This window comes from Acinetobacter lactucae (assembly GCF_013344765.1).
GTDB lineage: Bacteria > Pseudomonadota > Gammaproteobacteria > Pseudomonadales > Moraxellaceae > Acinetobacter > Acinetobacter lactucae_A.
In genome coordinates this window covers 1-24,567 of sequence record NZ_JABVBF010000030.1, presented here as the reverse complement: position 1 = coordinate 24,567, position 24,567 = coordinate 1, and the positions used below count along the sequence as shown (strand labels likewise).

21 protein-coding genes and 1 pseudogene are annotated in these 24,567 nt (G+C 40.0%); 10 read left to right on the top strand and 12 right to left on the bottom strand.

The window, feature by feature from the left end; genetic code table 11:
• Window positions 1-245: pseudogene (locus HUN22_RS05295) on the bottom strand (cupin-like domain-containing protein); the annotation flags it as partial.
• A gap of 100 nt (window positions 246-345) precedes the next feature.
• On the opposite strand from HUN22_RS05295, the gene HUN22_RS05290 reads away from it, so the two are divergent.
• Window positions 346-1,911 (top strand): PT dipeptide repeat lipoprotein, encoded by a 1,566-nt coding sequence (locus tag HUN22_RS05290; protein WP_174726791.1) that lies wholly within the window; start codon window positions 346-348, stop codon window positions 1,909-1,911.
• A gap of 60 nt (window positions 1,912-1,971) precedes the next feature.
• On the opposite strand, the gene HUN22_RS05285 is transcribed toward HUN22_RS05290, so the two are convergent.
• The 7 genes from HUN22_RS05285 to rplU all read right to left on the bottom strand — a co-directional run bounded on the left by HUN22_RS05285 (window position 1,972) and on the right by rplU (window position 7,758).
• Window positions 1,972-2,445 (bottom strand): tRNA (cytidine(34)-2'-O)-methyltransferase, encoded by a 474-nt coding sequence (locus HUN22_RS05285; RefSeq protein ID WP_032062951.1) that lies wholly within the window; start codon window positions 2,443-2,445, stop codon window positions 1,972-1,974.
• Window positions 2,446-2,488: 43 nt separating this feature from the next.
• Window positions 2,489-3,862 carry a siroheme synthase CysG gene (cysG, locus tag HUN22_RS05280; RefSeq protein WP_174726790.1) on the bottom strand — a complete coding sequence of 458 codons (1,374 nt, stop codon included), beginning with the start codon at window positions 3,860-3,862 and terminating at the stop codon, window positions 2,489-2,491.
• Window positions 3,863-3,929: 67 nt separating this feature from the next.
• Window positions 3,930-5,201: a serine--tRNA ligase gene (gene serS, locus HUN22_RS05275; protein ID WP_005072887.1), complete on the bottom strand. Its 1,272-nt coding sequence runs from the start codon at window positions 5,199-5,201 to the stop codon at window positions 3,930-3,932.
• Window positions 5,202-5,319: 118 nt separating this feature from the next.
• Window positions 5,320-6,120, bottom strand: a complete 801-nt coding sequence (locus tag HUN22_RS05270; RefSeq protein ID WP_174726789.1) for an RsiV family protein — start codon at window positions 6,118-6,120, stop codon at window positions 5,320-5,322.
• A gap of 115 nt (window positions 6,121-6,235) precedes the next feature.
• On the bottom strand, window positions 6,236-6,931 hold the full coding sequence (gene lolA, locus HUN22_RS05265) for an outer membrane lipoprotein chaperone LolA (protein ID WP_016143331.1): 696 nt from the start codon (window positions 6,929-6,931) through the stop codon (window positions 6,236-6,238).
• A 239-nt stretch (window positions 6,932-7,170) separates the two neighbouring features.
• Window positions 7,171-7,428: a 50S ribosomal protein L27 gene (gene rpmA / locus HUN22_RS05260; protein WP_002116037.1), complete on the bottom strand. Its 258-nt coding sequence runs from the start codon at window positions 7,426-7,428 to the stop codon at window positions 7,171-7,173.
• An 18-nt stretch (window positions 7,429-7,446) separates the two neighbouring features.
• Window positions 7,447-7,758 carry a 50S ribosomal protein L21 gene (gene rplU / locus HUN22_RS05255; protein ID WP_000271409.1) on the bottom strand — a complete coding sequence of 104 codons (312 nt, stop codon included), beginning with the start codon at window positions 7,756-7,758 and terminating at the stop codon, window positions 7,447-7,449.
• A gap of 440 nt (window positions 7,759-8,198) precedes the next feature.
• Here rplU and sdsA point away from each other — a divergent pair, with 440 nt between their 5' ends.
• The 8 genes from sdsA to HUN22_RS05215 all read left to right on the top strand — a co-directional run bounded on the left by sdsA (window position 8,199) and on the right by HUN22_RS05215 (window position 18,873).
• Window positions 8,199-9,176, top strand: a complete 978-nt coding sequence (gene sdsA, locus HUN22_RS05250) for an All-trans-nonaprenyl-diphosphate synthase (RefSeq protein WP_016143332.1) — start codon at window positions 8,199-8,201, stop codon at window positions 9,174-9,176.
• 14 nt (window positions 9,177-9,190) lie between these two features.
• On the top strand, window positions 9,191-11,251 hold the full coding sequence (locus HUN22_RS05245; RefSeq protein ID WP_174726788.1) for a site-specific recombinase: 2,061 nt from the start codon (window positions 9,191-9,193) through the stop codon (window positions 11,249-11,251).
• Window positions 11,252-11,434: 183 nt separating this feature from the next.
• A complete protein-coding gene (locus tag HUN22_RS05240; protein ID WP_174726787.1) occupies window positions 11,435-12,061 on the top strand; it encodes a phosphatase PAP2 family protein in 627 nt (208 codons plus the stop codon).
• A 24-nt stretch (window positions 12,062-12,085) separates the two neighbouring features.
• The gene (adeI, locus tag HUN22_RS05235; protein WP_174726786.1) at window positions 12,086-13,333 is read left to right on the top strand and encodes a multidrug efflux RND transporter periplasmic adaptor subunit AdeI; all 1,248 of its coding nucleotides are present in this window, start codon (window positions 12,086-12,088) and stop codon (window positions 13,331-13,333) included.
• A gap of 12 nt (window positions 13,334-13,345) precedes the next feature.
• A complete protein-coding gene (gene adeJ, locus HUN22_RS05230; protein WP_174726785.1) occupies window positions 13,346-16,522 on the top strand; it encodes a multidrug efflux RND transporter permease subunit AdeJ in 3,177 nt (1,058 codons plus the stop codon).
• Complete coding sequence (adeK, locus tag HUN22_RS05225) at window positions 16,522-17,973, top strand: multidrug efflux RND transporter outer membrane channel subunit AdeK (protein WP_174726792.1); 1,452 nt, start codon at window positions 16,522-16,524, stop codon at window positions 17,971-17,973. The genes adeJ and adeK overlap by 1 nt, the downstream gene beginning before the upstream one ends.
• Window positions 17,974-18,081: 108 nt before the next feature.
• Window positions 18,082-18,432 (top strand): YbjQ family protein, encoded by a 351-nt coding sequence (locus HUN22_RS05220; protein WP_174726784.1) that lies wholly within the window; start codon window positions 18,082-18,084, stop codon window positions 18,430-18,432.
• A gap of 6 nt (window positions 18,433-18,438) precedes the next feature.
• Window positions 18,439-18,873 (top strand): YbjQ family protein, encoded by a 435-nt coding sequence (locus tag HUN22_RS05215; protein ID WP_174726783.1) that lies wholly within the window; start codon window positions 18,439-18,441, stop codon window positions 18,871-18,873.
• Here HUN22_RS05215 and HUN22_RS05210 read toward each other — a convergent pair.
• Genes HUN22_RS05210 through HUN22_RS05200 form a run of 3 tightly spaced genes read right to left on the bottom strand, consistent with a single transcriptional unit; the run spans window position 18,870 to window position 20,861 of the window.
• Window positions 18,870-19,304, bottom strand: a complete 435-nt coding sequence (locus HUN22_RS05210) for a nuclear transport factor 2 family protein (protein ID WP_174726782.1) — start codon at window positions 19,302-19,304, stop codon at window positions 18,870-18,872. The genes HUN22_RS05215 and HUN22_RS05210 overlap by 4 nt on opposite strands.
• A 53-nt stretch (window positions 19,305-19,357) precedes the next feature.
• Window positions 19,358-20,164 (bottom strand): SDR family NAD(P)-dependent oxidoreductase, encoded by an 807-nt coding sequence (locus tag HUN22_RS05205; protein WP_014207498.1) that lies wholly within the window; start codon window positions 20,162-20,164, stop codon window positions 19,358-19,360.
• Between the two features lie 25 nt (window positions 20,165-20,189).
• Window positions 20,190-20,861, bottom strand: a complete 672-nt coding sequence (locus HUN22_RS05200) for a hypothetical protein (RefSeq protein ID WP_002116504.1) — start codon at window positions 20,859-20,861, stop codon at window positions 20,190-20,192.
• A 196-nt stretch (window positions 20,862-21,057) separates the two neighbouring features.
• On the opposite strand from HUN22_RS05200, the gene HUN22_RS05195 reads away from it, so the two are divergent.
• Window positions 21,058-23,955 carry a valine--tRNA ligase gene (locus HUN22_RS05195; protein WP_174726781.1) on the top strand — a complete coding sequence of 966 codons (2,898 nt, stop codon included), beginning with the start codon at window positions 21,058-21,060 and terminating at the stop codon, window positions 23,953-23,955.
• 65 nt (window positions 23,956-24,020) lie between these two features.
• Here the strand turns inward: HUN22_RS05195 and HUN22_RS05190 are convergent.
• The coding region (locus HUN22_RS05190; RefSeq protein WP_174726780.1) for a methyltransferase domain-containing protein at window positions 24,021-24,567 on the bottom strand (547 nt) is incomplete at its 5' end.

Genomic DNA, 24,567 nt, shown 5'->3' with positions numbered 1-24,567 from the left:
GACGTTACCTCATTTAGAACTTGTTCAATTATCCATTCTTGATCGTGATCAGATAGAGTCTGAAGATTCAAATCATTTACTTTAAGTTTTGGACCAAATCCATTCGCTTTTAATACCTCAACCAATTGTTCAATTCCGCATCCTTTTTCTAAGTTTTCTTCAAGCCAGTTTTTCCATTCAAATGGCAACTGATCAAACCATTTTTTGCTTTGTTCGAATATTTCAATTTGATTATAAGCTGCCATGTTGAACCTTTTTTCAAATTTGATCTTTACAACTGCATTATAATTGATCTATTTTAAAAATGTTAAATTTTCACATTTTTATAAAAAAAGGGCTTATGTGATGAATAACATAGTAAAAGGAAGCAGCATTGCTTTGATTTTTATAGCATTAAGTGGCTGCGGGTCTGACGATAATGATTCGACACCGACACCGACACCGACACCGACACCGACACCGACACCGACACCAACACCAACACCAACACCAACACCAACACCAACACCAACACCAACACCAACACCAACACCAACACCAACAAGTGTAGCGGATCGCTTTGTTGGAAGTTGGTTAGCGGGTAAAGGAGCATGTATTAATGGTTCTGCTCTAAAAATGAATGTCATTAAGGTTTCGGATAACAGTGTTCGATTTACCAGTGAAACTGTACGTTATGAGAATGAAGCGAACTGTACAGGTAACATTGTTGCAAGTTACCGCCAAGCTGAAGATTTTAGTCTGGTTTCAAATATTGGATCACCGCAGACTGTACAAACTTCAAGTTATAACAAGGTAGATTGGCAACTTGTAGTAGCAGGAGAACTAACTCAGAAACAACCAGCTATTCTAGGGTTTAAAAACGCCAACCAATTCTGTTTAGTTCCTACAGATGAACCGAATGCGATACATAATTATTTACAGCAAACAAACTTTGATCTCGTAAATACATGTTTCACCAAAACCACGCCCCCAGCGAGCATGCAGAAGCCAACCCAAGTATTGGCAACAGCGAGTTATAGATTAGGAGACAATAAAGAATCTTGGGCAGATGTATTAAACCAACTCAATGAGCAAGGACGCCAAGGCTACGCCCTTCTCACACCATCTGTGCGTTTGGACAATCCTGATAGTAGCTTTGCGCTGTATAAAAATTTATATGTTAAAAACAATAAATCCACTGACACATACACCTATAAAACAGTTGATGTGAAAACCAATTCAGTGGCAAACCGTTATTTACTATGGGTGAATGAGTTAAATAAACAAGGCAGCTTAGGCTATATATACAAGCTTTCATTTGGAGAAGTTACATCGAATACAGATAAATATTTATTTGTGAAAAATGATAAGAAACCAGCAACATATTCTTATTCTAATCGCTTCTTAACCAACACTTCTCGCACAAGTATTTTAAATGCTTTCAACGAACTTGGTTCACAAGGTTGTAAGTTAATTTACGCAAACTCAGAATTCACGAATAACGGCACAACGAATGGTACCTTCTATGTACCGACTTGTGTAAATAGCAGTACACATAACGGAACCTATACTTATCGTTATTTTGAAGTTCCACAACATATTCCGTTTAACAAGGAAGATGCAATAAAACTTGAAAAACTACTTAAAGAGCAAGCAGCTGAAGGTTATAGACTGGTTGACGCGAACAATAATCTAGGCTTCTTTAATATTGATGGTTATCTATTTGAGCGTGATAGTGAAAATACAGGACCTATTGAATATAAAGTATTTATTGAAGATGCTGCATCCGAAACAGATGAGCCATATCTCATTGAAAATCGAATTCAAGACCAAGGTAAATTAGGCTGGTTCTTTGCGGTTCGACTTGGATCAGTCTATACCAACTCAACAACAAATTATGATTTGGCAAGTGGTGTAGTTTTTCCTAAATAAGAGATCTAGACATAAATAAGGCCACAACTGTGGCCTTATTTTTATTTAAAAGCTATAAACTTATCCTAAGTTTTTAAAACCCTGCTGACGCCATGCTTCATAAACAATGACGGCCGTTGCATTAGATAAATTTAAACTTCTTGAGTTTTCTGCCATTGGCAAACGAATCCACTGTTCTTGTGGAAACATTAAGCGGACATGCTCAGGCAAACCACGTGTTTCTGGCCCCATCAGTAAAGCCACAGGTCGATTCAAATCAACTGTATGCGGAGTCGCTGAGCCTTTAGTGGTGAGCGGGAAAATATGCTCCACACCTTTAGCTTTTAGATCTGCAAGACACAGTTCAATATTATCCCAAATCTGCATACGCGCCCATTCATGATAATCAAGGCCTGCTCGTTTGAGCTTCTTATCATCTAATTCAAAACCTAGTGGCTTGACTAAATGCAACTGTGCGCCCGTATTAGCACATAAACGAATGATATTGCCTGTATTGGCAGGAATTTCAGGCTCGTAGAGGACAACATGAATCACAAATTTTCTCGACTTTAATAACCAACAATAAACTCAGATGAACTTATTGCCATTTTAACTGTTCACGTAAACTCACCACTTCACCAATAATGGTTAAAGTTGGTGCTACGATATGATGTTCAGACACTTTAGTTGCAATATCAGCTAATGTTCCAACGACAACTTTCTGTTCTGGTGTGGTTCCTTTAGAGATTAAAGCCACCGGCATATTGGCACGCTGACCATGGGCAATAAGTTGCTCACAAATACGCCCCAAGCCGACTAGCCCCATATATAAAACCAAAGTTTGATTTTCATAAACTAGTTCATTCCAAGGAAGTTCAGGTGAACCCTCCTTTAAATGCCCAGTCAAGAAACGAACACTTTGCGCATAATCACGATGTGTTAGCGGAATACCCGCATAAGCTGAACAGCCTGACGCTGCTGTTATGCCCGGTACAACTTGGAAAGTGACATTCGCTTCGACTAGCTCCTGAATTTCTTCACCACCACGCCCAAAGATAAATGGATCACCACCTTTTAGACGACAAACACGCTTTCCTTTTTGAGCATATTCAACCAATAAAGCATTGATGCCATCTTGGGGAACAGAGTGATTCGAACGGGCTTTACCCACATAAATTTTAGTCGCATCACGGCGACAAAGCTCTAAGATGGGTTCAGACACCAAACGATCATAAATCACAACATCTGCTTGCTGCATAAGACGTAATGCTTTTAATGTCAGTAGCTCAGGGTCACCTGGTCCAGCCCCAACCAAATAAACTTCACCTTTAGGTGCGGTCCATTCTGTTAAGGCTTGCTGAATTAAATCATTTGCTACGTCCAAATTGTCATTAAAAACTTGTTCTTTTAATGGACTAGCATATAAATTTTCCCAAAAGATTCGGCGCTCATCGGGGTTAGTAATCTTTTGTTTTACTTGCTTACGCCATTGACCAGAAAACTCAGCCAACTTTCCCATACCATGAGGAACTATTGTTTCTATTTGAGTACGAAGTTGTCTGGATAAAACTGGCGATGCGCCATTTGAGGCAACAGAAATGATCAATGGAGAACGGTCAATAATGGCTGGAACCATAAAGCGACAATGCGGAATATCATCGACACTATTTACCAGTAAATTACGCGCTTCACATTGTTCAAAAACGGCTTTATTCACTTGTGCGTCATTAGTCGCAGCAATCACTAAGCGATAAGGGATATTTAATATTTTTTCGTCAAAGGGCTCAGCAAAATACTGTCCATCTGTCGTTTTGACTAACTGTAAAACCTGCTCTTCAATTGCAGGAGCAATAATATCAATTACTGCTCCTGCTTTGGCTAAAAGATTTGCTTTGCGCAGCGCAATATGCCCACCACCCACAATCAGACAACGTTGCTCTTGCAACTTTAAAGAGATTGGAAAAATATCCACCTTAAACCTCTACATTAATCATCTGATTATGTTTAAGCAAAAACCGTGCACAATTTAGATGCAAAGCTTAGTCAATAAACGTTGCACCACCCATATATGGGCGTAATACTTCTGGAATTTCAATAGAACCATCTTCACGCTGGTAATTTTCCATCACAGCAAGCAAAGTACGACCAACTGCCAGACCTGAACCATTTAAAGTGTGCACCAATTCGGTCTTCTTTTGATCCATTCTATAGCGCGCTTTCATACGGCGTGCTTGAAAATCGCCCATATTAGAGCAGCTTGAGATTTCACGGTAAGTATTTTGGCTTGGAACCCAAACTTCTAAGTCGTAAGTTTTAGTTGCACCGAAGCCCATATCCCCACCACAGAGCAAAATTTTGCGGTATGGCAAACCGAGTGCCTGCAAAATGCCCTCTGCATGTGCAGTGAGCTCTTCAAGTGCTTGCATAGAAGTTTCAGGTTTAACGATTTGCACCATTTCAACCTTGTCAAATTGGTGTTGACGAATTAAACCACGTGTATCACGGCCATAAGAACCCGCTTCACTACGGAAACAAGGCGTATGTGCAGCGTATTTTAGTGGCAAGCGCTCGGTATCAATAATCTCATCACGAACGAAGTTAGTAACTGGAACTTCTGCCGTAGGGATGAGGTAATATTCTTTTTCGCCTTGAAGTTTAAATAAATCTTCTTCAAATTTTGGTAACTGACCAGTACCACGAAGTGAATCGGCATTGACCAAATAAGGCACATAAGCTTCTGTATAACCATTTTTTAAAGTATGGGTATCGAGCATGAACTGCGTTAACGCACGTTGTAAGCGCGCTAAAGAACCTTTCAACACACTAAAACGTGAGCCAGTCAATTTAGTCGCTGTTTCGAACTCTAATCCACCCATCCACTCACCTAAATCAGTATGATCTTTGATTTCAAAATCAAACTGACGAGGCGTGCCCCATTTTGAGATTTCAACGTTATCATCTTCATCCTTACCAGCAGGAACAGATTCATCTGGTAAGTTAGGAATACTCAGTGCTTTTTGTTCAATCTCGTTTTGTAACTCTGACAAAGCAACTTCAGCAGCTTTGATTTCATCACCAATGGCTTGCATACGCGCCATGATTTCAGAAGCATCACCACCGGATTTTTTAATCTGACCCACTTGTTTTGCACCGGCATTACGTTCTGCCTGCAATTTTTCAGTTTTTGATTGCAAGTCTTTACGGCGAGTTTCTAAAGAAGCCCATTCTTGAACATCTAATTGAACACCACGTTTTGCCAAAGCCGCATTAACGGCTTCAATATTATTTCTGAGTAACTTAGGGTCGATCATAATCAATCATAATATGGGTAAAAAACTGGCTATAGTGTAAGGCCTTCACACTAAAAAATATAGTGATCATCTTCATAACGAATAGCTTTCACACAATTGTTAGAATAGATCACCTATTTTACAAGTTATAGTTTGGCAGACTTGGCAAATACTCAGGTTTAATGAACTTAGCTGCCTCAGAATATGGCAATGTTAATTCAGTCATCCCTTCTGCATAAGAAGCTAATTCATAGATTGGATAGACAAAAACAATACCATTAGCGCCATAGTAAAAATTATCACTTAATTGCAGTTTTTCACGGCTGATATTGTGCTCTTGAAGCCAATTTGTATTCGCATCAAAAAGTGCATCAACTAACTGTTTTTCAACATCGGGCTGAATAAGTTCGGCAACAGTAATATGTTTTTTATTTAATAAATCAAAAGTCACGAACTCTTGATGTGACATACCATGTGCTGCACCAGCAGAATATGAATAGGTCTGGAATGCAAAAGTTGCAAGATTATAATTTTGCCCTAAATAACGGACATAAATTGCACTTTGACTCGAACGCGGCTCACCTTCAGGTACATCGACTGGCTGATCAGCTAAATTTGCAAAAGCATTCGGATCTGCTTTCTTTATACGATTAGTAAAGTAATCATTAATCCATTTTTGATTGGTTTGTACTGTTTGAAAATCATACTCAGTACAACCATCTTCTAAGCAAACTTTTGATTTTGGCAATTTTACCGGGATTACTTTTGCTTGAATTACAGGAACACCAGCCTCTTTCGTTTCTTTAACTTTTGCAGTCGAAGCAGCCTGCTCTTCTTTGGCTGCCGACTTTGGTTGGCAACCCGTCACAATTGTCATTGCAACTATTAATGGAAGAATACAAATAATTTTCTTATCGTAAAGTCGCATAATAATCCCCATGAATTTACCTCTAACACTATACAAAGCGTAAGAATAAGACGGGGTTAAAAAATGTATCTATCTCTCTAATATAAAAAAAGCTACCGTGAAAGGTAGCTTTTTTGAGAAGAATTAATTATTGGTCAATAACATCTGTGCCTTTTGGTGGCGTAAAGTTGAAGACAGATGCTGGAATTGAAGCATTTACCTTAACGTTCTTAAAGCGCACATAGGTGGTTTGACCTAATGAATCTTGTAATACCATCAGTGTAGGCGCTTTATTTGCTCCAAAACTAATCGTTAAGCTTTGGAAAGCACCATCTTCTTTTTTAGGAAATAATGTGAAATAAAGTTTAGATTTATCGGGTTGTGTTACACGATAAGACTTCATAATTTGGTTGGTATTACCAGAAAGTAATAATGCTGGTGTATCTGCAACCTGATCATCTAAGCTTTGGCGGACTGCTTGTTGTAAATCTGGGTCATAGATCCAAACTGTTTTTCCGCTTGTTACAATCGTTTGTTTAGCAGGACTTACTGTTTCCCAATAAAATTTCCCTGGACGCTCAACTTTCATTGAGCCTTTAAATGTCTGGTTCATATGCTGTGCACTTAAACTCTTTTTCTGTGCCACAGTTTTCGCATTTGCTTTAGTTGTTTGTTCAAAGTCGGCAGTCAAACGCTGTAAACCTGATAACTGATTAACCAGGTTCCCAATTGCCTGTTGCTCCGGTGCTGCTACAGGCGCAGCAAACACTGTAGTACTCATTACAGGAGCAAGCACTGACGCGCTAAGTGTAATAGCACACATAGTTTTACGAAGCATATTCATGTCATCACCTTTTTAGTTGCTGTAAGACAACTTACCTTCTTTCAAAGTTATGAAACTTGGCAAGCTCTTAATTCAAGACTCATATTAACCGACAAACTCTGTGCTAATCATTGAGAAAATAAGATATTTTGTTATGTTATTCATGTTGTTTGTAGAATTTCATTCATCATGATGAAGATGAATAAAAATAAATGCCATAAAAAAAGCCCACAAAATGTGGGCTTTTTTCGAGCTAAAACTTATACAGTTTCAACTTTTACGTAGCGACGGCCAAATTGACCTTTCACTTCGAATTTTACTACGCCGTCAGCAGTAGCAAATAAAGTATGGTCACGGCCCATACCAACATTTGCACCAGCGTGGAACTCTGTACCACGTTGACGAACGATGATGTTACCAGCAGTTACAGCTTGACCGCCGTAAACTTTAACACCTAACATTTTTGGGTTTGAATCACGACCGTTCTTCGTCGATCCACCGGCTTTTTTAGTTGCCATGTCTCTTACTCCTCGTGATTAGCCTGAAATACCAGTAATTTTCAACTCAGTGAACCATTGACGGTGACCTTGTTGTTTACGGTAGTGTTTACGACGACGCATTTTGATGATGCGGATTTTGTCGTGACGACCATGACCAATCACTTCTGCAGTTACTTTAGCGCCAGCTACAACTGGAGCACCGATTTGAATGTTGTCACCGTTTACAACCATTAATACATCATCAAATGTAATAGTCGCACCAGATTCAGCTTTCAATAATTCAACTTTAAGGGTTTCGCCCTCAACTACACGGTGCTGTTTACCACCGCTTTGGATTACTGCGTACATAATGTACTCCAATCAGCCCGTGTCGTCGTGTCGATAAAGGGATATATCGATCTTAAAACGATCGCCACTGGGGTTATACAAGGCGACAGATTTTAAGTGAAATTTGATCAAACGACAAGTATTTTCTATCTATCAGTAAAGCATGTTCCCCTATTCATACAAAATCAAACAGCTTGGACTGGAATTTAGCAGTTTTCATTGATTCTGAATGAAAATTAAAATACAGTTCCAGACACAAATTGCGTCAAGAACAAGTTGTATTAATGCTGATGTCATTAAATTATTGTTTTGTCGGAAACATCATGTTTTGCTTAAATAAAGAACAAAGAACGCTTAAAGACAATAGAAATGATTAATATCAGCCACTTGTTAACCTGTGCAAGACACCTTTAATTGATACACTAACGCCACTTATCTACCAATACGGGGTTTTTCTTCATATGGTCATCGATTTCAAGCAAGACATTCTTGCGCCTGTTGCCTCAGACTTCGCTGCGATGGATCACTTGATTAATGAAGGAATTAGCTCAAAAGTCGGTTTAGTCATGTCTGTCAGCAAACATGTCGTTGAAGCTGGCGGAAAGCGTATGCGTCCAATCATGTGTTTACTTGCAGCCCGTGCTTGTGGTTTAGATAACATGGCAAATGCACAGCGTTTAGCTGCAATCATTGAAATGTTACACACTGCGACATTGGTTCATGATGATGTGGTAGATGAATCTGGGCTTCGTCGTGGTCGCCCTACAGCAAATGCAACATGGAACAATCAGACAGCCGTTTTAGTGGGTGACTTCCTGATCGCCCGTGCGTTCGATTTATTGGTCGATTTAAACAACATGACTTTATTGAAAGACTTTTCAACAGGTACATGTGAAATTGCTGAAGGTGAAGTATTACAACTTCAATCGCAGCATCAACCAGATACAACTGAAGAAACTTATTTAAAAATTATTCATGGTAAAACGTCTCGCCTATTTGAGCTGGCTACAGAAGGTGCCGCTATTTTGGCTGGACAAGAAGCATATCGTGAACCATTAAGATTGTTTGCAGGTCATTTTGGTAATGCATTCCAAATCATTGATGATATTTTAGACTACACATCAGATGCTGAAACATTAGGTAAAAATATTGGTGATGATTTAATGGAAGGTAAACCAACTTTACCGTTAATTTCTGCATTAGCACACTCGACAGGTGAAGAGCATGCGATTATTCGTCGCAGTATCGCCACTGGTGGAGTAGACCAACTACCTCAGGTCATCGAAATTGTACAGAAGTCTGGTGCTCTAGATTATTGCCACCAACGTGCCCAAGAAGAAACAGAAGCAGCACTGCAAGCTTTATCAAACCTCCCTGATACACCGTATCGTCAGGCTTTGATTAACTTAACTCAGCTTGCGTTACACCGAATACAATAGATATTATTTTGCCTATGCATATAAATTTTTCAGATCATTTTTTAAAAATAGAGAAGCAGCTTGAGGATCCTCAAGCTGTCATTGATGAAAATCTACTGATTGAACTCGTCAATGTCGTCCGCCCATCCAACCCACAAGATACGGATGAAATTAAGAAAAAAATACAGGCTTTTATTGAAAGTCTTTTGCGCACACCTACAGCGCCCTTCTTACTACAAACTTTTTTACTACGTTTAATTAATCGCTATAAACAAGTCAGCTTATATGCAGACAGTGGGATTCTGTCTTTAGATGGTTTTTGGAACCAGCTTGGGCAAAGATTAGGAGCACATTTTTTACCGCTCATAGAAGACTCAAGCCAACTCAAAATATTAATTGGAAAAATTTTCTATTTAGAAAGTGACAAAGTCTGGCTCAATAATATTGCTGATGAAGATTGGGCAAATTTATTTAGTCTTATTGGGCAAAGCCAAAGTAATGTCCATGAGAAGTTAGTCATTCAAAGTGAAATGATTAAAGCCATCACTGTCTTATCTTATCGAATTAGTGGAATTGGGCTTTATCCCGAATTTATTAATGCTCAACCCGAGTTAACTGAATATGAATCCCCTTTTCTAGTTCAGAACCGTGAAATTATTGAGTTCATAGAAAAATATAAGAAACAAGAGCTTTCTGATCATGAAATTGCCGTTATTGCTCCTCCCGATGCATCACAAGCATTTGTGATGTTGGAACAATGTCGGGATGTAGTTTTAAAGATTCGCCGTGCTACCAAAAGAATTGGTGTTAGTTTAAGTTTGACTTATTTGTTGTCCTTACTCGAGCAGTGCCTTGACCGAATTGAATTACTACTTTATTTGGTCGTAGATAACACCAAAGGAAAATATGTCTCTTTAGGACATCTTATTTCCGATTTAACCAAGGCGCACTACAGTGAAAAAAGTGTTCGATCTTTGCTCAGCACAACAAGTGAACTTATTGCATTTCAGGTAACAGAGAATGCCAGCCGTACAGGTGAACATTATGTAAGTACCGATACCAAAGGTTTTTGGGGAATGTATAAAGCTGCCGCTGGTGCAGGTGTCATTATTGCCTTTATGGCATCTTTAAAAATTCTTGCTGCAAGAATGACAATGGCCCCGCTCATGCAAGCCTTTACTTTCAGTATGAATTATTCTCTAGGTTTCATTCTGATTCATGTTCTGCACTTTACTGTTGCAACCAAGCAACCCGCTATGACGGCTGCGGCTCTTGCTGCAACAGTACAGCAACGTAAAGGCTCCAAAACAGCTCAAATTGCGGAGTTAGCAGCCCTAATTATTAATATTATCCGAACACAATTTATTGCTATTTTGGGCAATATTTCAATTGCGATCCCTACTGCCGCACTCATTACTTTTGCTTGGCAGTTTTACCTTGATGAACCGTTATTAACCCATACTAAAGCAACTTATCTTCTACACAGTCTAAACCCCTTTACTTCACTAGCAGTTCCACATGCGGCAATTGCTGGGGTATGTCTGTTTTTGTCAGGTCTCATTGCCGGGTACTTTGACAACATGGCTGTTTACCGAAAAGTCGGTCCACGCCTAAGAGCGCATCGTCGCTTAGCTAGCTGGTTTGGACAAGATCGCCTTAATCGTTTTGCTGCATATATTGAACGTAATTTAGGGGCACTAGCCGGTAACTTCCTATTCGGGATCATGTTAGGAAGTATGGGAACCATAGGTTTTATTCTAGGGTTGCCTTTAGATATCCGTCATATTGCCTTTGCATCAGCTAACTTTATTCAAGGTTTGATGACTATTAACGGCAGCCCAGATATTGGCCTCATTATAGTGTCCTTTCTAGGGGTGCTATGCATTGGTCTTACTAACTTATTCGTGAGTTTCACCTTAACGATTATTGTGGCACTACGAGCACGTCGCGTCCGCTTTGAACAGTGGAAACCTTTAGCCAAATTGGTCATGACCCATTTTCTAACTCGTCCAAGCGATTTTTTCTGGCCACCAAAACAACCATTAGAACTCGAAGAGAATACGTCAACAAATAGCGGAAAAAAAGCAGACCACTAAGAATTTTGCTTTGTACACAGAATGTGAATTTCGTCAATTTTGTTGTGATTGTTTTTCCAAATGTTAAAAAATTTTCAAAATGAATTTACGATGATCTATCAGGCTTGAAAAAAAGTGTACTGGCAAGTACACTTTTAACGGCTTTCAGTAGTGGACACTGCTTGAACAAGCAAAGGTATATACATGCCCTATATATTGCTTTTTATTGGTTGTATTTTTTTAGGATTAGGTGTTCTTGGTCTTTTTGTACCAAGACTTCAATCTTTGGATTTTCTCACCGTTCAAACATTGAGTGAAAATCGTTCAGATTATCTTAACTCTATTACGATCTTTTTAGCGCGTATAGGTGGTATGCCTTTTGTATGTTTTTTATCCTTTCTGGTATGTCTATATCAAGCATGGTATAAAAAATATATTACTGTTATTTTCATTAGCGTGGGTGTTCTTGGCAGTATCATCACGGGTTGGCTGCTCAAATGGTGTGTAGACCGACCAAGACCTCCACTGGCATATCATATTGTCGAAAGTTATGGTGCATCGTTCCCAAGTGCACATAGTGTTTATGCATCAACACTAGCTTGTATGGCAATGTTAATGTTATGCCATAAACCCAACATTAACTCTCCTTATATCATTTTGATCTCCTGTTTTTGGTTTATCTGCATGGGGCTTTCAAGAATATATGCTGGAGTTCATTTTCCAACAGATGTACTCGCCGGTTGGGGCATAGGTTTTATTTGGATTGCACTGCTTTGGCTCTGGTTATTACAAACACAAAGTAGGTTAAGTAGAAAACAAATATATTTTTAGATTTTATCTAAACGAGGTGGAACAATGATGTCGGCTAAGCTTTGGGCTCCTGCCCTTACTGCTTGCGCATTAGCAACAAGTATCGCACTTGTTGGTTGTAGCAAAGGCTCCGATGAGCAACAGCAAGCTGCTGCTCAGAAAATGCCGCCTGCAGAAGTAGGTGTTATTGTTGCTCAACCACAAAGTGTTGAACAAAGCGTTGAGCTTTCCGGCCGTACTTCAGCATATCAAATTTCTGAAGTTCGTCCTCAAACAAGCGGTGTGATTTTAAAACGCTTGTTTGCTGAAGGAAGTTACGTTCGTGAAGGACAAGCTCTTTATGAACTGGACTCTCGAACTAACCGTGCAACGCTTGAAAATGCAAAGGCTACCCTTTTACAACAACAAGCAAATCTAGCTTCACTACGTACCAAGCTAAACCGTTATAAGCAGCTTGTTTCGAGTAATGCTGTATCTAAACAAGAATATGACGACTTACTTGGTCAGGTTAATGTTGCCGAAGCACAAGTTTCTGCTGCAAAAGCTCAAGTAACGAATGCAAATGTTGATCTTGGCTACTCTACAATTCGCTCACCAATTTCTGGTCAGTCTGGACGTTCTTCTGTAACAGCAGGTGCTTTAGTCACTGCTAACCAAACTGAACCTTTAGTGACGATTCAACAGTTAGATCCGATCTATGTTGACATTAATCAGTCTAGTGCCGAGTTATTACGTTTACGTCAACAACTCAGTAAAGGCAGTTTAAACAATAGTAACAACACGAAAGTGAAATTGAAGCTCGAAGATGGTTCAACCTATCCAATCGAAGGACAACTTGCTTTCTCCGATGCTTCTGTAAATCAGGATACAGGAACGATTACTTTACGTGCCGTATTCTCAAACCCGAATCATCTGTTACTTCCAGGCATGTATACCACTGCACAGATTGTTCAAGGTGTAGTTCCTAATGCTTACCTGATTCCTCAAGCTGCAATTACACGTTTACCTACAGGTCAAGCTGTAGCAATGCTTGTTAATGCCAAAGGTGCTGTTGAGAGTCGTCCTGTTGAAACCTCTGGTGTTCAAGGACAAAACTGGATTGTGACTAACGGTCTTAAAGCTGGTGATAAAGTGATTGTTGACGGTGTTGCCAAAGTTAAAGAAGGGCAAGAAGTTTCAGCAAAGCCTTACCAAGCTCAACCAGCGAATCCACAAGGTGCAGCTCCAAATGCGACAAAACCGGCTCAATCAGGTAAACCTCAAGCAGAACAGAAAGCATCTTCAAATGCATAAGGGGTAGATTGAATGGCACAATTTTTTATTCATCGCCCCATTTTTGCGTGGGTGATTGCATTAGTCATTATGTTGGCGGGTATTCTCACGCTAACAAAAATGCCTGTTGCACAGTATCCGACGATTGCACCACCGACAGTTACAATTTCTGCAACTTATCCTGGTGCATCGGCTGAAACTGTTGAAAACACCGTGACCCAGATCATTGAACAACAAATGAATGGTCTAGATGGTTTACGTTATATCTCATCTAACAGTGCTGGTAACGGTCAGGCCTCTATTGAATTAAACTTTCAACAAGGTATTGATCCAGATATTGCACAGGTTCAGGTTCAAAACAAACTGCAATCTGCAACTGCACTTTTACCTGAAGATGTACAACGTCAAGGTGTAACAGTGACTAAATCTGGTGCAAGCTTCCTGCAAGTTATTGCATTTTACTCGCCAGATAACAGCCTTTCTGACTCAGACATTAAAGACTATGTAAACTCATCAATTAAAGAACCACTGAGCCGTGTTGCTGGTGTGGGTGAGGTAACGGTCTTTGGTGGGTCATACGCGATGCGTATTTGGCTTGATCCAGCTAAGTTAACCAGTTATCAGCTTACTCCTAGTGATATTGCGACAGCTTTACAAGCGCAAAACTCACAAGTAGCGGTAGGTCAATTAGGTGGTGCACCAGCTGTAAAAGGTCAAGTGCTTAACGCAACAGTGAATGCTCAAAGTTTGCTGCAAACACCTGAACAGTTTAAAAATATCTTTTTAAAGAACACAGCATCTGGTGCTGAGGTTCGTTTAAAAGATGTTGCACGTGTAGAGTTAGGTTCCGATAACTACCAGTTCGATTCGAAATTTAATGGTAAACCTGCTGGTGGTCTTGCAATTAAAATTGCAACGGGTGCTAACGCACTGGATACCGCAGATGCTGTTGAACAACGTTTATCTGAACTACGTAAAAACTATCCAGCGGGTCTTGAAGACAAACTGGCTTATGACACAACTCCGTTTATTCGTCTTTCAATTGAAAGTGTTGTGCACACATTAATTGAAGCAGTAATTTTGGTATTCATTGTCATGTTCTTGTTCTTGCAGAACTGGCGTGCAACGATTATTCCAACACTTGCTGTACCAGTTGTTGTGTTAGGTACATTCGCTGTTATTAATATCTTTGGCTTCTCAATTAACACCTTAACCATGTTCGCTATGGTATTGGCAATTGGTCTTCTGGTCGATGACGCCATCGTTGTAGTCGAAAACGTCGAACGTGTTATGAGTGAAGAGCATACCGATCCGGTCACGGCGACTTCCGAGTCAATGCAACAGATTTCTGGCGCATTAATTGGTATCACAAGCGTATTAACAGCTGTATTCGTACCAATGGCATTCTTTGGTGGTACCACTGGTGTAATTTATCGTCAGTTTTCGATTACCCTTGTAACAGCAATGGTTCTATCGTTAATTGTAGCATTAACATTTACACCGGCACTTTGTGCAACCATTTTAAAACAGCATGATCCTAACAAAGCACCAAGCAATAATATTTTTGCTCGGTTCTTTAGAGGCTTTAACAATGGTTTTGACCGCATGTCGCATAGCTACCAAAATGGTGTTAGCCGCATGCTTAAGGGCAAAATCTTCTCTGGGGTACTTTACGCTGTAGTGATTGCTTTATTAGTGTTCTTGTTCCAAAAACTCCCATCTTCATTCTTACCAGAAGAAGATCAGGGTGTGGTCATGACACTTGTTCAATTACCGCCAAATGCAACGCTTGACCGTACAGGTAAAGTGATTGACACCATGACAAACTTTTTCATGAATGAAAAAGATACTGTGCAATCTATTTTCACCGTTTCAGGCTTCTCATTCACAGGTATTGGTCAAAATGCTGGTATTGGCTTCGTTAAATTGAAAGATTGGAGTGAACGTACTTCACCAGAATCTCAAATTGGCGCCCTGATTCAGCGTGGTATGGCATTGAACATGATCGTTAAAGATGCATCTTACATCATGCCATTACAACTTCCAGCAATGCCTGAATTAGGTGTAACAGCCGGATTCAACTTGCAGCTTAAAGATTCAAGTGGTCAAGGCCATGAGAAACTCATTGCTGCACGTAACGCAATTTTAGGTTTGGCTTCACAAGATAAACGTCTTGTGGGTGTTCGCCCTAATGGTCAAGAAGATACACCTCAGTATCAAATTAATGTAGATCAGGCTCAAGCTGGTGCCATGGGCGTGAGCATTGCCGACATTAACAATACGATGCGTATTGCATGGGGTGGCTCATACATTAACGATTTCGTTGACCGTGGACGTGTGAAAAAAGTTTATGTTCAAGGTGATTCGAATAGCCGTATGATGCCTGAAGACTTAAACAAGTGGTATGTACGTAATAACAAAGGCGAAATGGTTCCGTTCTCTGCATTTGCTACTGGCGAATGGACTTATGGTTCACCACGTCTTGAACGTTATAACGGCGTATCATCGGTTAACATTCAAGGTACACCTGCACCTGGCGTGAGCTCTGGTGACTCAATGAAGGCAATGGAAGAAATTATTGCTAAGTTACCATCTATGGGCTTACAAGGTTTCGACTATGAATGGACAGGTTTATCACTTGAAGAACGTGAATCTGGTGCTCAAGCTCCATTCTTATATGCGCTTTCATTGTTAATCGTTTTCCTGTGCTTGGCTGCATTGTACGAAAGTTGGTCTATTCCATTCTCGGTTTTACTTGTGGTACCACTCGGTATTATTGGTGCAATCATATTGACTTACTTGGGTATGATTATTAAAGGAGACCCAAATCTCTCAAATAACATTTACTTCCAGGTAGCGATGATTGCTGTAATCGGTCTTTCTGCAAAAAATGCGATCTTGATTGTTGAGTTCGCAAAAGAGCTGCAGGAAAAAGGTGAAGACCTCATTGATGCAACTTTACATGCTGCAAAAATGCGTTTACGTCCAATCATCATGACCACCCTTGCCTTCGGTTTCGGTGTACTTCCACTTGCGCTTTCAAGTGGTGCAGGTGCAGGAAGTCAGCACTCCGTAGGTTACGGTGTACTCGGCGGCGTACTCAGCGCAACGTTCTTAGGTATCTTCTTTATCCCTGTATTCTATGTGTGGATTCGTAGTATCTTTAAGTACAAACCAAAAACCATAAACACTCAGGAGCATAAATCGTGATGCAAACACTATGGTCTATTTCAGGTCGTAGCATTGCGGTATCTGCACTTGCGCTTGCTTTGACAGCTTGTCAAAGCATGCGCGGCCCAGAACCAGTCGTGAAAACCGATATTCCACAAAGCTATGCATATAGCGCTTCTGGTACGTCTATTGCTGAACAGGGTTACAAAGAATTCTTTGCTGACCCTCGTTTGCTCGGAGTGATTGATTTGGCACTTGCCAACAACCGCGACTTACGTACAGCAACGCTTAATATCGAACGTGCTCAACAGCAATATCGAATTACGCAAAATAACCAGCTTCCAACCATCGGAGCAAGTGGTAGTGCAATTCGTCAGGTTTCTCAAAGCCGTGATCCGAATAACCCCTACTCTACTTATCAAGTAGGTTTGGGCGTAACTGCCTATGAGCTTGATTTTTGGGGCCGCGTACGTAGCTTAAAAGATGCTGCATTAGATAGTTATCTCTCAACACAAAGTGCACGTGATTCGACTCAAATCAGTCTAATCAGTCAAGTTGCTCAAGCGTGGTTGAACTATTCTTTCGCAACAGCGAATTTAAGACTTGCAGAGCAAACACTTAAAGCACAGCAAGATTCTTACAATCTCAACAAAAAACGTTTTGATGTGGGCATCGACAGTGAAGTTCCACTACGTCAAGCACAGATTTCTGTAGAAACTGCGCGTAATGATGTAGCGAACTACAAAACACAAATTGCTCAAGCACAAAACTTGTTGAACTTGTTAGTAGGTCAATCAGTTCCACAAAACTTGTTGCCAACTCAACCTGTAAAACGCATTACGCAACAAAATGTATTTACAGCGGGTTTACCAAGCGACTTACTTAACAACCGTCCAGATGTAAAAGCTGCCGAATATAACTTAAGCGCTGCTGGTGCGAATATCGGTGCTGCAAAAGCACGTTTATTCCCAACCATTAGCTTAACGGGTTCTGCAGGTTATGCATCAACTGACTTAAGTGATCTATTTAAGTCTGGTGGTTTTGTATGGTCAATTGGACCTAGCTTAGACTTACCAATCTTTGACTGGGGCACTCGTCGTGCCAATGTAAAAATTTCTGAAACTGATCAGAAAATTGCATTGTCTGATTATGAAAAATCAGTTCAGTCTGCGTTCCGTGAAGTTAATGATGCGCTTGCAACTCGTGCCAACATTGGTGAGCGTTTAACAGCTCAACAACGTCTAGTAGAAGCAACTAACCGCAACTACACACTCTCAAATGCCCGCTTCCGTGCTGGTATTGATAGTTACTTGACAGTTCTTGATGCACAGCGTTCATCTTATTCAGCAGAACAAGGTTTGTTATTGCTTCAACAAGCTAACTTAAACAACCAAATCGAGTTATACAAAACTCTAGGTGGCGGTTTAAAAGCAAACTCTTCAGATACAGTGATTAATCAACCATCGAGCGCTGAACTTAAAAAGCAATAAGTCTTAAATAACTTATTCATAAAAGCTCACTTCGGTGGGCTTTTTTATTGCATCTCATGTGAATATTTTTTATCTTGAAACCTTAAGAATTTAGATTGATAAAAAACAATGTTACTGAGTAATTTAGAAAGTGTTCCGGGCCACCAAATTTTAAAGCAGCTGGATGTTGTTTACGGAAGTACCGTTCGTAGCAAGCATGTTGGCCGTGACTTGATGGCAAGTTTAAAAAATATTGTTGGTGGTGAACTTACAGGGTATACCGAATTATTAGAAGAATCTCGCCAAGAAGCCATGCAACGTATGATTGTAAAAGCCCAGCAGCTTGGTGCGAATGCAATTGTAGGTATTCGTTTTTCAACTTCAAATATTGCTCAAGGTGCTTCTGAATTATTTGTATATGGCACAGCAGTGGTTGTGCAGCCTCAAGCACCACATCTACCCGATCCATTTGGTGCATAGGTAAAAATGGATAATCTTATTTTTCAGCTTGTTATTTTTCTCATTCTTTTCAGTATTGGTTGGGGTTTTGGCCGCCATATTGAACGAAAACATTTGAATGAACTTTTAGAAAAAGAGCAACAATTTGCCCATATCCGAATTGATACCAATCGTTTTGCAACAAGTGATCAATTGGGCCATTTTATTAGCAGTAATGTCGTGATTTCTCATGACTACTTTAAATATGTTTTGGCATCTATAAAAAACATTTTGGGCGGACGACTAAACAGTTATGAAAGTATTGTTGAACGTGCTCGCCGTGAAGCGATTGTGCGTTTAAAACAACAAGCCCATACCGCAGGAGCTAACCATATTATGGGAGTTCGGCTGAGTACAACCGAACTTGGTATGCGAGGTGGAATGGTTGAAGTTTTTGCCTATGGTACAGCAGTCAAAGATTAACACTGCCCCATAGCAGAAAAATGTATACGCGGATTGCCAATATTTTTAGTTAAATGTTGGCAAATTCGAGTAATTTTCCAATGGTCTTGTTGTTTCGCCAAAGTAAAATAATAACGACCAAAAGAATGAAAATAATCATTTTCTGAAAAACGATAAATTTGATAATTACATTCTAGCCATGCTTGATCTTGTTCAATCCGAACTAGAGGATTACTCAAATTGTGCTGTAGTCGCAAATGCGATAAGGCTTGCTGCCGAGAACCTTTATATTCATGACAAGACACGACACATAAAGGCTCTCCTCTAAATTGGAAATAGTCCACCTCAAGTTGATCTGCCAACAACTCGTCAAAAGCGTCCCAATTTTTCTGGTCAAAAACCAATTGAAAACGCGTGACGACTTCTAAAATACGGTGATAATCCTGATCCATGGCGAACCTTCTATGCGGGTTTTTCACCAATTTAGCACGGCAAAATCACTTTTTTATTTTACTTTTGTTTTCCGAATCATTTTATAAAGAAGTTTTGGTGACATCCGAGAAACCATCACACCTAGTTTTTCTTTGGTTCCCCCCACAACAATATATTCTTGCCCCTGTACTAACGCTTTTACAGCTTGCTCTGCAAAAACATCTGCCTCTAAACCATTCTCGATTGCTTCGTCTTGGTGGCCTTGAGGTTCCCCTGCACCATTGAGTGCATTGAAAGAAACATTGGTTTTTACGAAACCGGGGAAAATAACTGAAACTTCCACCCCTTGATCTGAGACTTCAGCACGTAAACTATTTGCCCACATATGAATTGCTGCTTTAGCAGCGGAGTAACTTGCACGGTATTGGGTACCTAACAAACCCGCTACACTCGATACAAATACAACTCGACCAGACTTTTGTTTTAGCATCGTTGGTAATACAGTTTTGGTTAACGCGACTTGCGAGAAATAATCGACTTCCATAATGGCGCGTTCGGTTGCCATTGTTGTGTCTTTGATTAAAGCGCGTTGGCTTAAACCTGCATTATTGATGAGCCAATCAATACGACCTTTCGCCTTTAAAATCTGCTTATAAGCCTCTTGAACCTGCTTTTCATCAGTAATATCTGCAACGACAGACAAATGATGATCGGGATTTAATAAGCCAACCCGAACCTCTTCTAATTCTTCAAAACGACGCGAAGTCAAAATCAGCTTTGCGCCTTGTAAAGCGAGCTCCCCTGCTAAGGCCTTACCCAAACCAGAAGATGCGCCCGTAATCCATACCACTTTATTTTGCAAAGTATCAAGTTTGGCCATGTAATGTTCCTATTATCTTTTTAAATTATGCTGCTTGATGCATGAAGGCCAAAAAGTGGTTGATATAATGAGTTGCTGTGGTCTGATCGACCTGTGTCCCTAACTTTTCCAAACGTTTATAGCCCAAATGCGTCGTCATGTTGATGACTCCGTTAAGAGTTTTATCGACAACTAAATTAAATTTTAAACGCTTTTTAGGTTCACGTACTAGGCTTGTTACGCCTAAATCCACAATTTGTATGAGTGTTTCAAATGCAGCCGTAATGCTTTGCATATTACCGTCACGAATTTGCTGGGTAAGAGTTTCGGCTTGTTGCACGAGTTGAAGCGTGACCGGATAGGTAATATAAACTTGCTGCCCTTGCTCTTTCATGAGAGATGTCATGTAGTCAACTAAGGGTAAGAGACGTTCATTTCCAAAGAATGAAACCGACCAAGGCATGTATTTTCGAAAAGTCTCTAAAACTTGCTGAATAACTTTTTCAGACTCAGCTTGTTGTTTTGGAGACATGCTTGCATTTCCTGACTGTAAAAGCACAGAAAAAACCTGCTCAATAATTTCACAAGAAAGATCAGACAATACATCCCCCAAAACTTTTGCCTGACTTTGGCTTACCCCATCATGCAGTTTTTGCCGAATAGCCTCGAATTGGGTATAAGTTGAATCGGAAATTTTCAAAAAAACTTCATAACTCATCAGCAGCATCCTTTTTCAATTCTTTTGTAATTTTTGTGCCGTGTTGCCACACGATTAAATTGTGATCCATCTTTCATAAATCTACCGTTTTTTGAAAAAAATACAAAACCGTTTATCTGTTTTCAGCACATTAATTTCGAGGCATTTTTTTGCTACAATAGATGCAATTTTTTATGCATATTCGATCTAAGCTACTATGACTGACGCTCAAACCGCTCAAAATATTGCAACCACATACGATCCGACCGAGATCGAAAAGAAGTGGTACAAAACGTGGGAAGAACAAGGTTACTTCAAACCTTCTGGTCACGGTGAATCATTCTGTATCATGATTCCGCCACCAAACGTCACTGGTAGTTTGCACATGGGCCATGGTTTTAACAATGCCATTATGGATGCCCTTACCCGTTATAACCGCATGATGGGTAAAAACACTTTGTGGCAACCGGGTACAGACCATGCTGGTATTGCAACTCAAATGGTTGTTGAGCGTCAACTTGGCTTACAAGGCATAACTCGTCACGACTTAGGCCGTGAAAAGTTCATTGAAAAAGTTTGGGAATGGAAAGAACAATCTGGCGGCACGATCACTAAACAAATCCGTCGCCTAGGTTCTTCGGTAGACTGGTCACGTGAACGCTTCACGATGGACGAAGGTTTATCAAACGCAGTTAAAGAAGTATTCGTTCGTTTGCACGAAGACGGTTTAATTTACCGTGGTAAGCGGCTAGTAAACTGGGACCCTAAACTTCAAACAGCTCTTTCTGACCTTGAAGTAGAAAGCAAAGAAGAAAAAGGCTCACTTTGGCACTTTAAATATTTCTTTGAAGACAAATCAGTTAAAACTCAAGACGGCAAAGACTATTTAGTCGTTGCAACAACTCGTCCTGAAACATTACTGGGCGATACCGCGGTTGCTGTTCACCCTGAAGATGAGCGTTATGCACACCTTGTTGGTAAAAACATTGTATTGCCAATTACGGGTCGTTTAATTCCAATCGTTGCCGACGACTACGTTGAAAAAGACTTCGGTACTGGCTGTGTAAAAATTACCCCTGCTCATGATTTCAATGACTATGACCTAGGTAAACGCAATAGCTTGCCAATCATTAACATCTTCAACAAAAATGCCGAAGTTTTAGGTGAGTTTGAATATATTGCAAAAGCTGGCGAACAAATTTCTAAAACGATTACTGCACCTGCGGAATACGCTGGTTTAGAACGTTTTGAAGCACGTAAAAAATTAGTTGCTCAAGCTGAAGCTGAAGGCTGGTTAGATCAAATCCAACCGTATGACTTAAAAGCTCCACGTGGCGACCGTTCAGGCGTGATCATTGAGCCATTACTGACTGACCAATGGTATGTAAAAATTGCTCCGCTTGCTGAACCTGCAATTGAAGCAGTTCAAGATGGCCGTATTAAGTTTGTTCCAGAACAGTACAGCAACATGTACATGGCATGGATGCGTGACATCCAAGACTGGTGTATTTCACGTCAACTTTGGTGGGGTCACCGTATTCCAGCTTGGTACGATGCAAATGGCAACATCTATGTTGGTCGTAACGAAGAAGAAGTACGCGCGAAAAATAACATCGCTGCTGACGTTGAACTTAAACAAGACGAAGACGTTCTTGATACATGGTTCTCATCTGCACTTTGGACATTCTCAACTTTAGGTTGGACTGGCGACGCACAAAAAGACGCAGCGAATGATTTCTTAAAAACCTTCCACCCAACTGATGTATTGGTGACTGGTTTTGACATCATTTTCTTCTGGGTTGCCCGCATGATCATGATGACCTTACACTTTATGAAAAATGAAGATGGTTCATCTCAAGTTCCATTTAAGACTGTTTACGTTCACGGCTTGGTACGTGATGGTGAAGGTCAAAAAATGTCGAAGTCTAAGGGTAACGTTCTTGATCCATTAGACTTGATTGACGGTATTGATTTAGAAAGCTTAGTTGCCAAACGTACAACTGGCCTAATGAACCCGAAAGATGCAGCGAAGATTGAAAAATCAACGCGCAAAGAATTCCCAGAAGGTATCAATGCTTATGGTACTGACGCAGTGCGTTTCACGTTCTGTGCGCTTGCAAACACAGGTCGTGACATCAAGTTCGACTTAAAACGTGTTGAAGGCTACCGTAACTTCTGTAATAAAATCTGGAACGCAACTCGTTTCGTTCTGATGAATGTTGAAGGTCAAACTGTTGGTCAAGAGGCCCGCCCTGATCTATGGGAACTTCCAGAACAATGGATTATGAGCCGTCTACAAAAAGCAGAAGCTGCTGTACATCAAGCGTTTGCAACGTATCGTTTAGACCTTGCTGCACAAGCGATTTACGACTTTATCTGGAATGAATACTGTGACTGGTACGTTGAGTTAACTAAACCAGTTCTTAACGATGCAGAAGTTTCAGAAGAGCGTAAAGCTGAAGTACGCCGTGTATTGCTTGCAGTGATGGAAGCTTCTTTACGCTTAGCTCATCCATTAATGCCGTATTTGACAGAGGAAATCTGGCAGACTCTTGCACCAATGCTTGGTCAAGGCGGCCCAACGATTATGACTGCTCAATACCCGATTCCTGAGCAAGCGAAAATCAATGAACAAGCTGAAGCAGATATGCAATGGCTTCAAGGTTTGATTGGTGCGGTACGTAACATTCGTGGTGAGTTAGGCTTAGGTAATGCGCGCTTGTTGCCAGTATTACTTCAAAATACATCTGACGCTGAACGTGAACAAATCATTCGTATTGAAGCATTGTTCAAAGCATTGGCTAAAGTTGAAAGCATTGAGTTCTTGAATAAAGACCAAGAGCCACCTTTGTCTTGCTCTAGCGTTGTTAGCCATGCATCGGTATTTGTACCAATGAAAGGCTTAATTGACCCTAAAGCTGAGCTTGCTCGTTTGCAAAAAGATTTAGATAAAATCCAAAAGCAACACGACCAAATCGCGGGCAAACTTGCAAACGAAGGCTTTGTATCTAAAGCACCAGCAGCGGTTGTTGAAGGTGAAAAAGCGAAACTTGCTGAGTTTGCTGCTCAGTTAGAGAAAGTTAAAGCAAATATGGAGCAAATTGCTGCGCTTTAAGATTTTTTAGTCGAATAAACCCAGAATCTGTGCAAACAGGTCCTGGGTTTTTCTATATTTAAAAATTACTTTTTTTGTAGAATCAGCATATGAAGATTCCATGCTTTTATATATCCGCTTAACAAAGGTAGCTTTTCATTAATTTCTTTATGAAACAAAAAATTAAACTCATGTAAAAATAGATCTTCTATATATGGATAAGTAAATCCTATAAATTTTTTTGGTTCTTTAATAACCCATTCATCTTGAGTCCCCAATAAATCAACTACAAGAATTCCGTCTTTAGGAAGAGCATTTTTAATTCGTTTAATTACCCTATAGAAATAGCTAGGTTCACAAAAGAACAGACTTGATGATGCAATAATTAAGCTTGCAGACGGAAAATTAAAGTATTCAAAAGATTCATGATAGAAAATAAATTTAGAGTCATCTTTAAATCGCTCAGCACAGATTTTTTGTGCATCACTTGCAATATCAAAAGCATGAACATTAAATCCCTTTGAGAGTAGATAAGCAGATTCATTGCCAGCGCCACAACCGCAATCAATAGCAACTAAAGGTAAGTTAGGAAAATAACCTAAAGCCTTTTCTAAAATAGGTCTATGTTTAAGT

What these genes read in the sequence shown, in the direction of transcription:
- HUN22_RS05210 (WP_174726782.1), bottom strand. Translation starts at nt 19,304, where the DNA reads ATGGATCAGGATTATCACCGTATTTTAGAAGTCGTCACGCGTTTTCAA.
- sdsA (WP_016143332.1), top strand. Translation starts at nt 8,199, where the DNA reads ATGGTCATCGATTTCAAGCAAGACATTCTTGCGCCTGTTGCCTCAGAC.
- HUN22_RS05215 (WP_174726783.1), top strand. Translation starts at nt 18,439, where the DNA reads ATGGATAATCTTATTTTTCAGCTTGTTATTTTTCTCATTCTTTTCAGT.
- HUN22_RS05240 (WP_174726787.1), top strand. Translation starts at nt 11,435, where the DNA reads ATGCCCTATATATTGCTTTTTATTGGTTGTATTTTTTTAGGATTAGGT.
- adeK (WP_174726792.1), top strand. Translation starts at nt 16,522, where the DNA reads ATGCAAACACTATGGTCTATTTCAGGTCGTAGCATTGCGGTATCTGCA.
- adeI (WP_174726786.1), top strand. Translation starts at nt 12,086, where the DNA reads ATGATGTCGGCTAAGCTTTGGGCTCCTGCCCTTACTGCTTGCGCATTA.
- HUN22_RS05290 (WP_174726791.1), top strand. Translation starts at nt 346, where the DNA reads ATGAATAACATAGTAAAAGGAAGCAGCATTGCTTTGATTTTTATAGCA.
- lolA (WP_016143331.1), bottom strand. Translation starts at nt 6,931, where the DNA reads ATGAATATGCTTCGTAAAACTATGTGTGCTATTACACTTAGCGCGTCA.
- adeJ (WP_174726785.1), top strand. Translation starts at nt 13,346, where the DNA reads ATGGCACAATTTTTTATTCATCGCCCCATTTTTGCGTGGGTGATTGCA.
- HUN22_RS05220 (WP_174726784.1), top strand. Translation starts at nt 18,082, where the DNA reads ATGTTACTGAGTAATTTAGAAAGTGTTCCGGGCCACCAAATTTTAAAG.
- HUN22_RS05245 (WP_174726788.1), top strand. Translation starts at nt 9,191, where the DNA reads ATGCATATAAATTTTTCAGATCATTTTTTAAAAATAGAGAAGCAGCTT.
- HUN22_RS05200 (WP_002116504.1), bottom strand. Translation starts at nt 20,861, where the DNA reads ATGAGTTATGAAGTTTTTTTGAAAATTTCCGATTCAACTTATACCCAA.
- serS (WP_005072887.1), bottom strand. Translation starts at nt 5,201, where the DNA reads ATGATCGACCCTAAGTTACTCAGAAATAATATTGAAGCCGTTAATGCG.
- HUN22_RS05195 (WP_174726781.1), top strand. Translation starts at nt 21,058, where the DNA reads ATGACTGACGCTCAAACCGCTCAAAATATTGCAACCACATACGATCCG.
- rplU (WP_000271409.1), bottom strand. Translation starts at nt 7,758, where the DNA reads ATGTACGCAGTAATCCAAAGCGGTGGTAAACAGCACCGTGTAGTTGAG.
- HUN22_RS05270 (WP_174726789.1), bottom strand. Translation starts at nt 6,120, where the DNA reads ATGGGGATTATTATGCGACTTTACGATAAGAAAATTATTTGTATTCTT.
- rpmA (WP_002116037.1), bottom strand. Translation starts at nt 7,428, where the DNA reads ATGGCAACTAAAAAAGCCGGTGGATCGACGAAGAACGGTCGTGATTCA.
- HUN22_RS05205 (WP_014207498.1), bottom strand. Translation starts at nt 20,164, where the DNA reads ATGGCCAAACTTGATACTTTGCAAAATAAAGTGGTATGGATTACGGGC.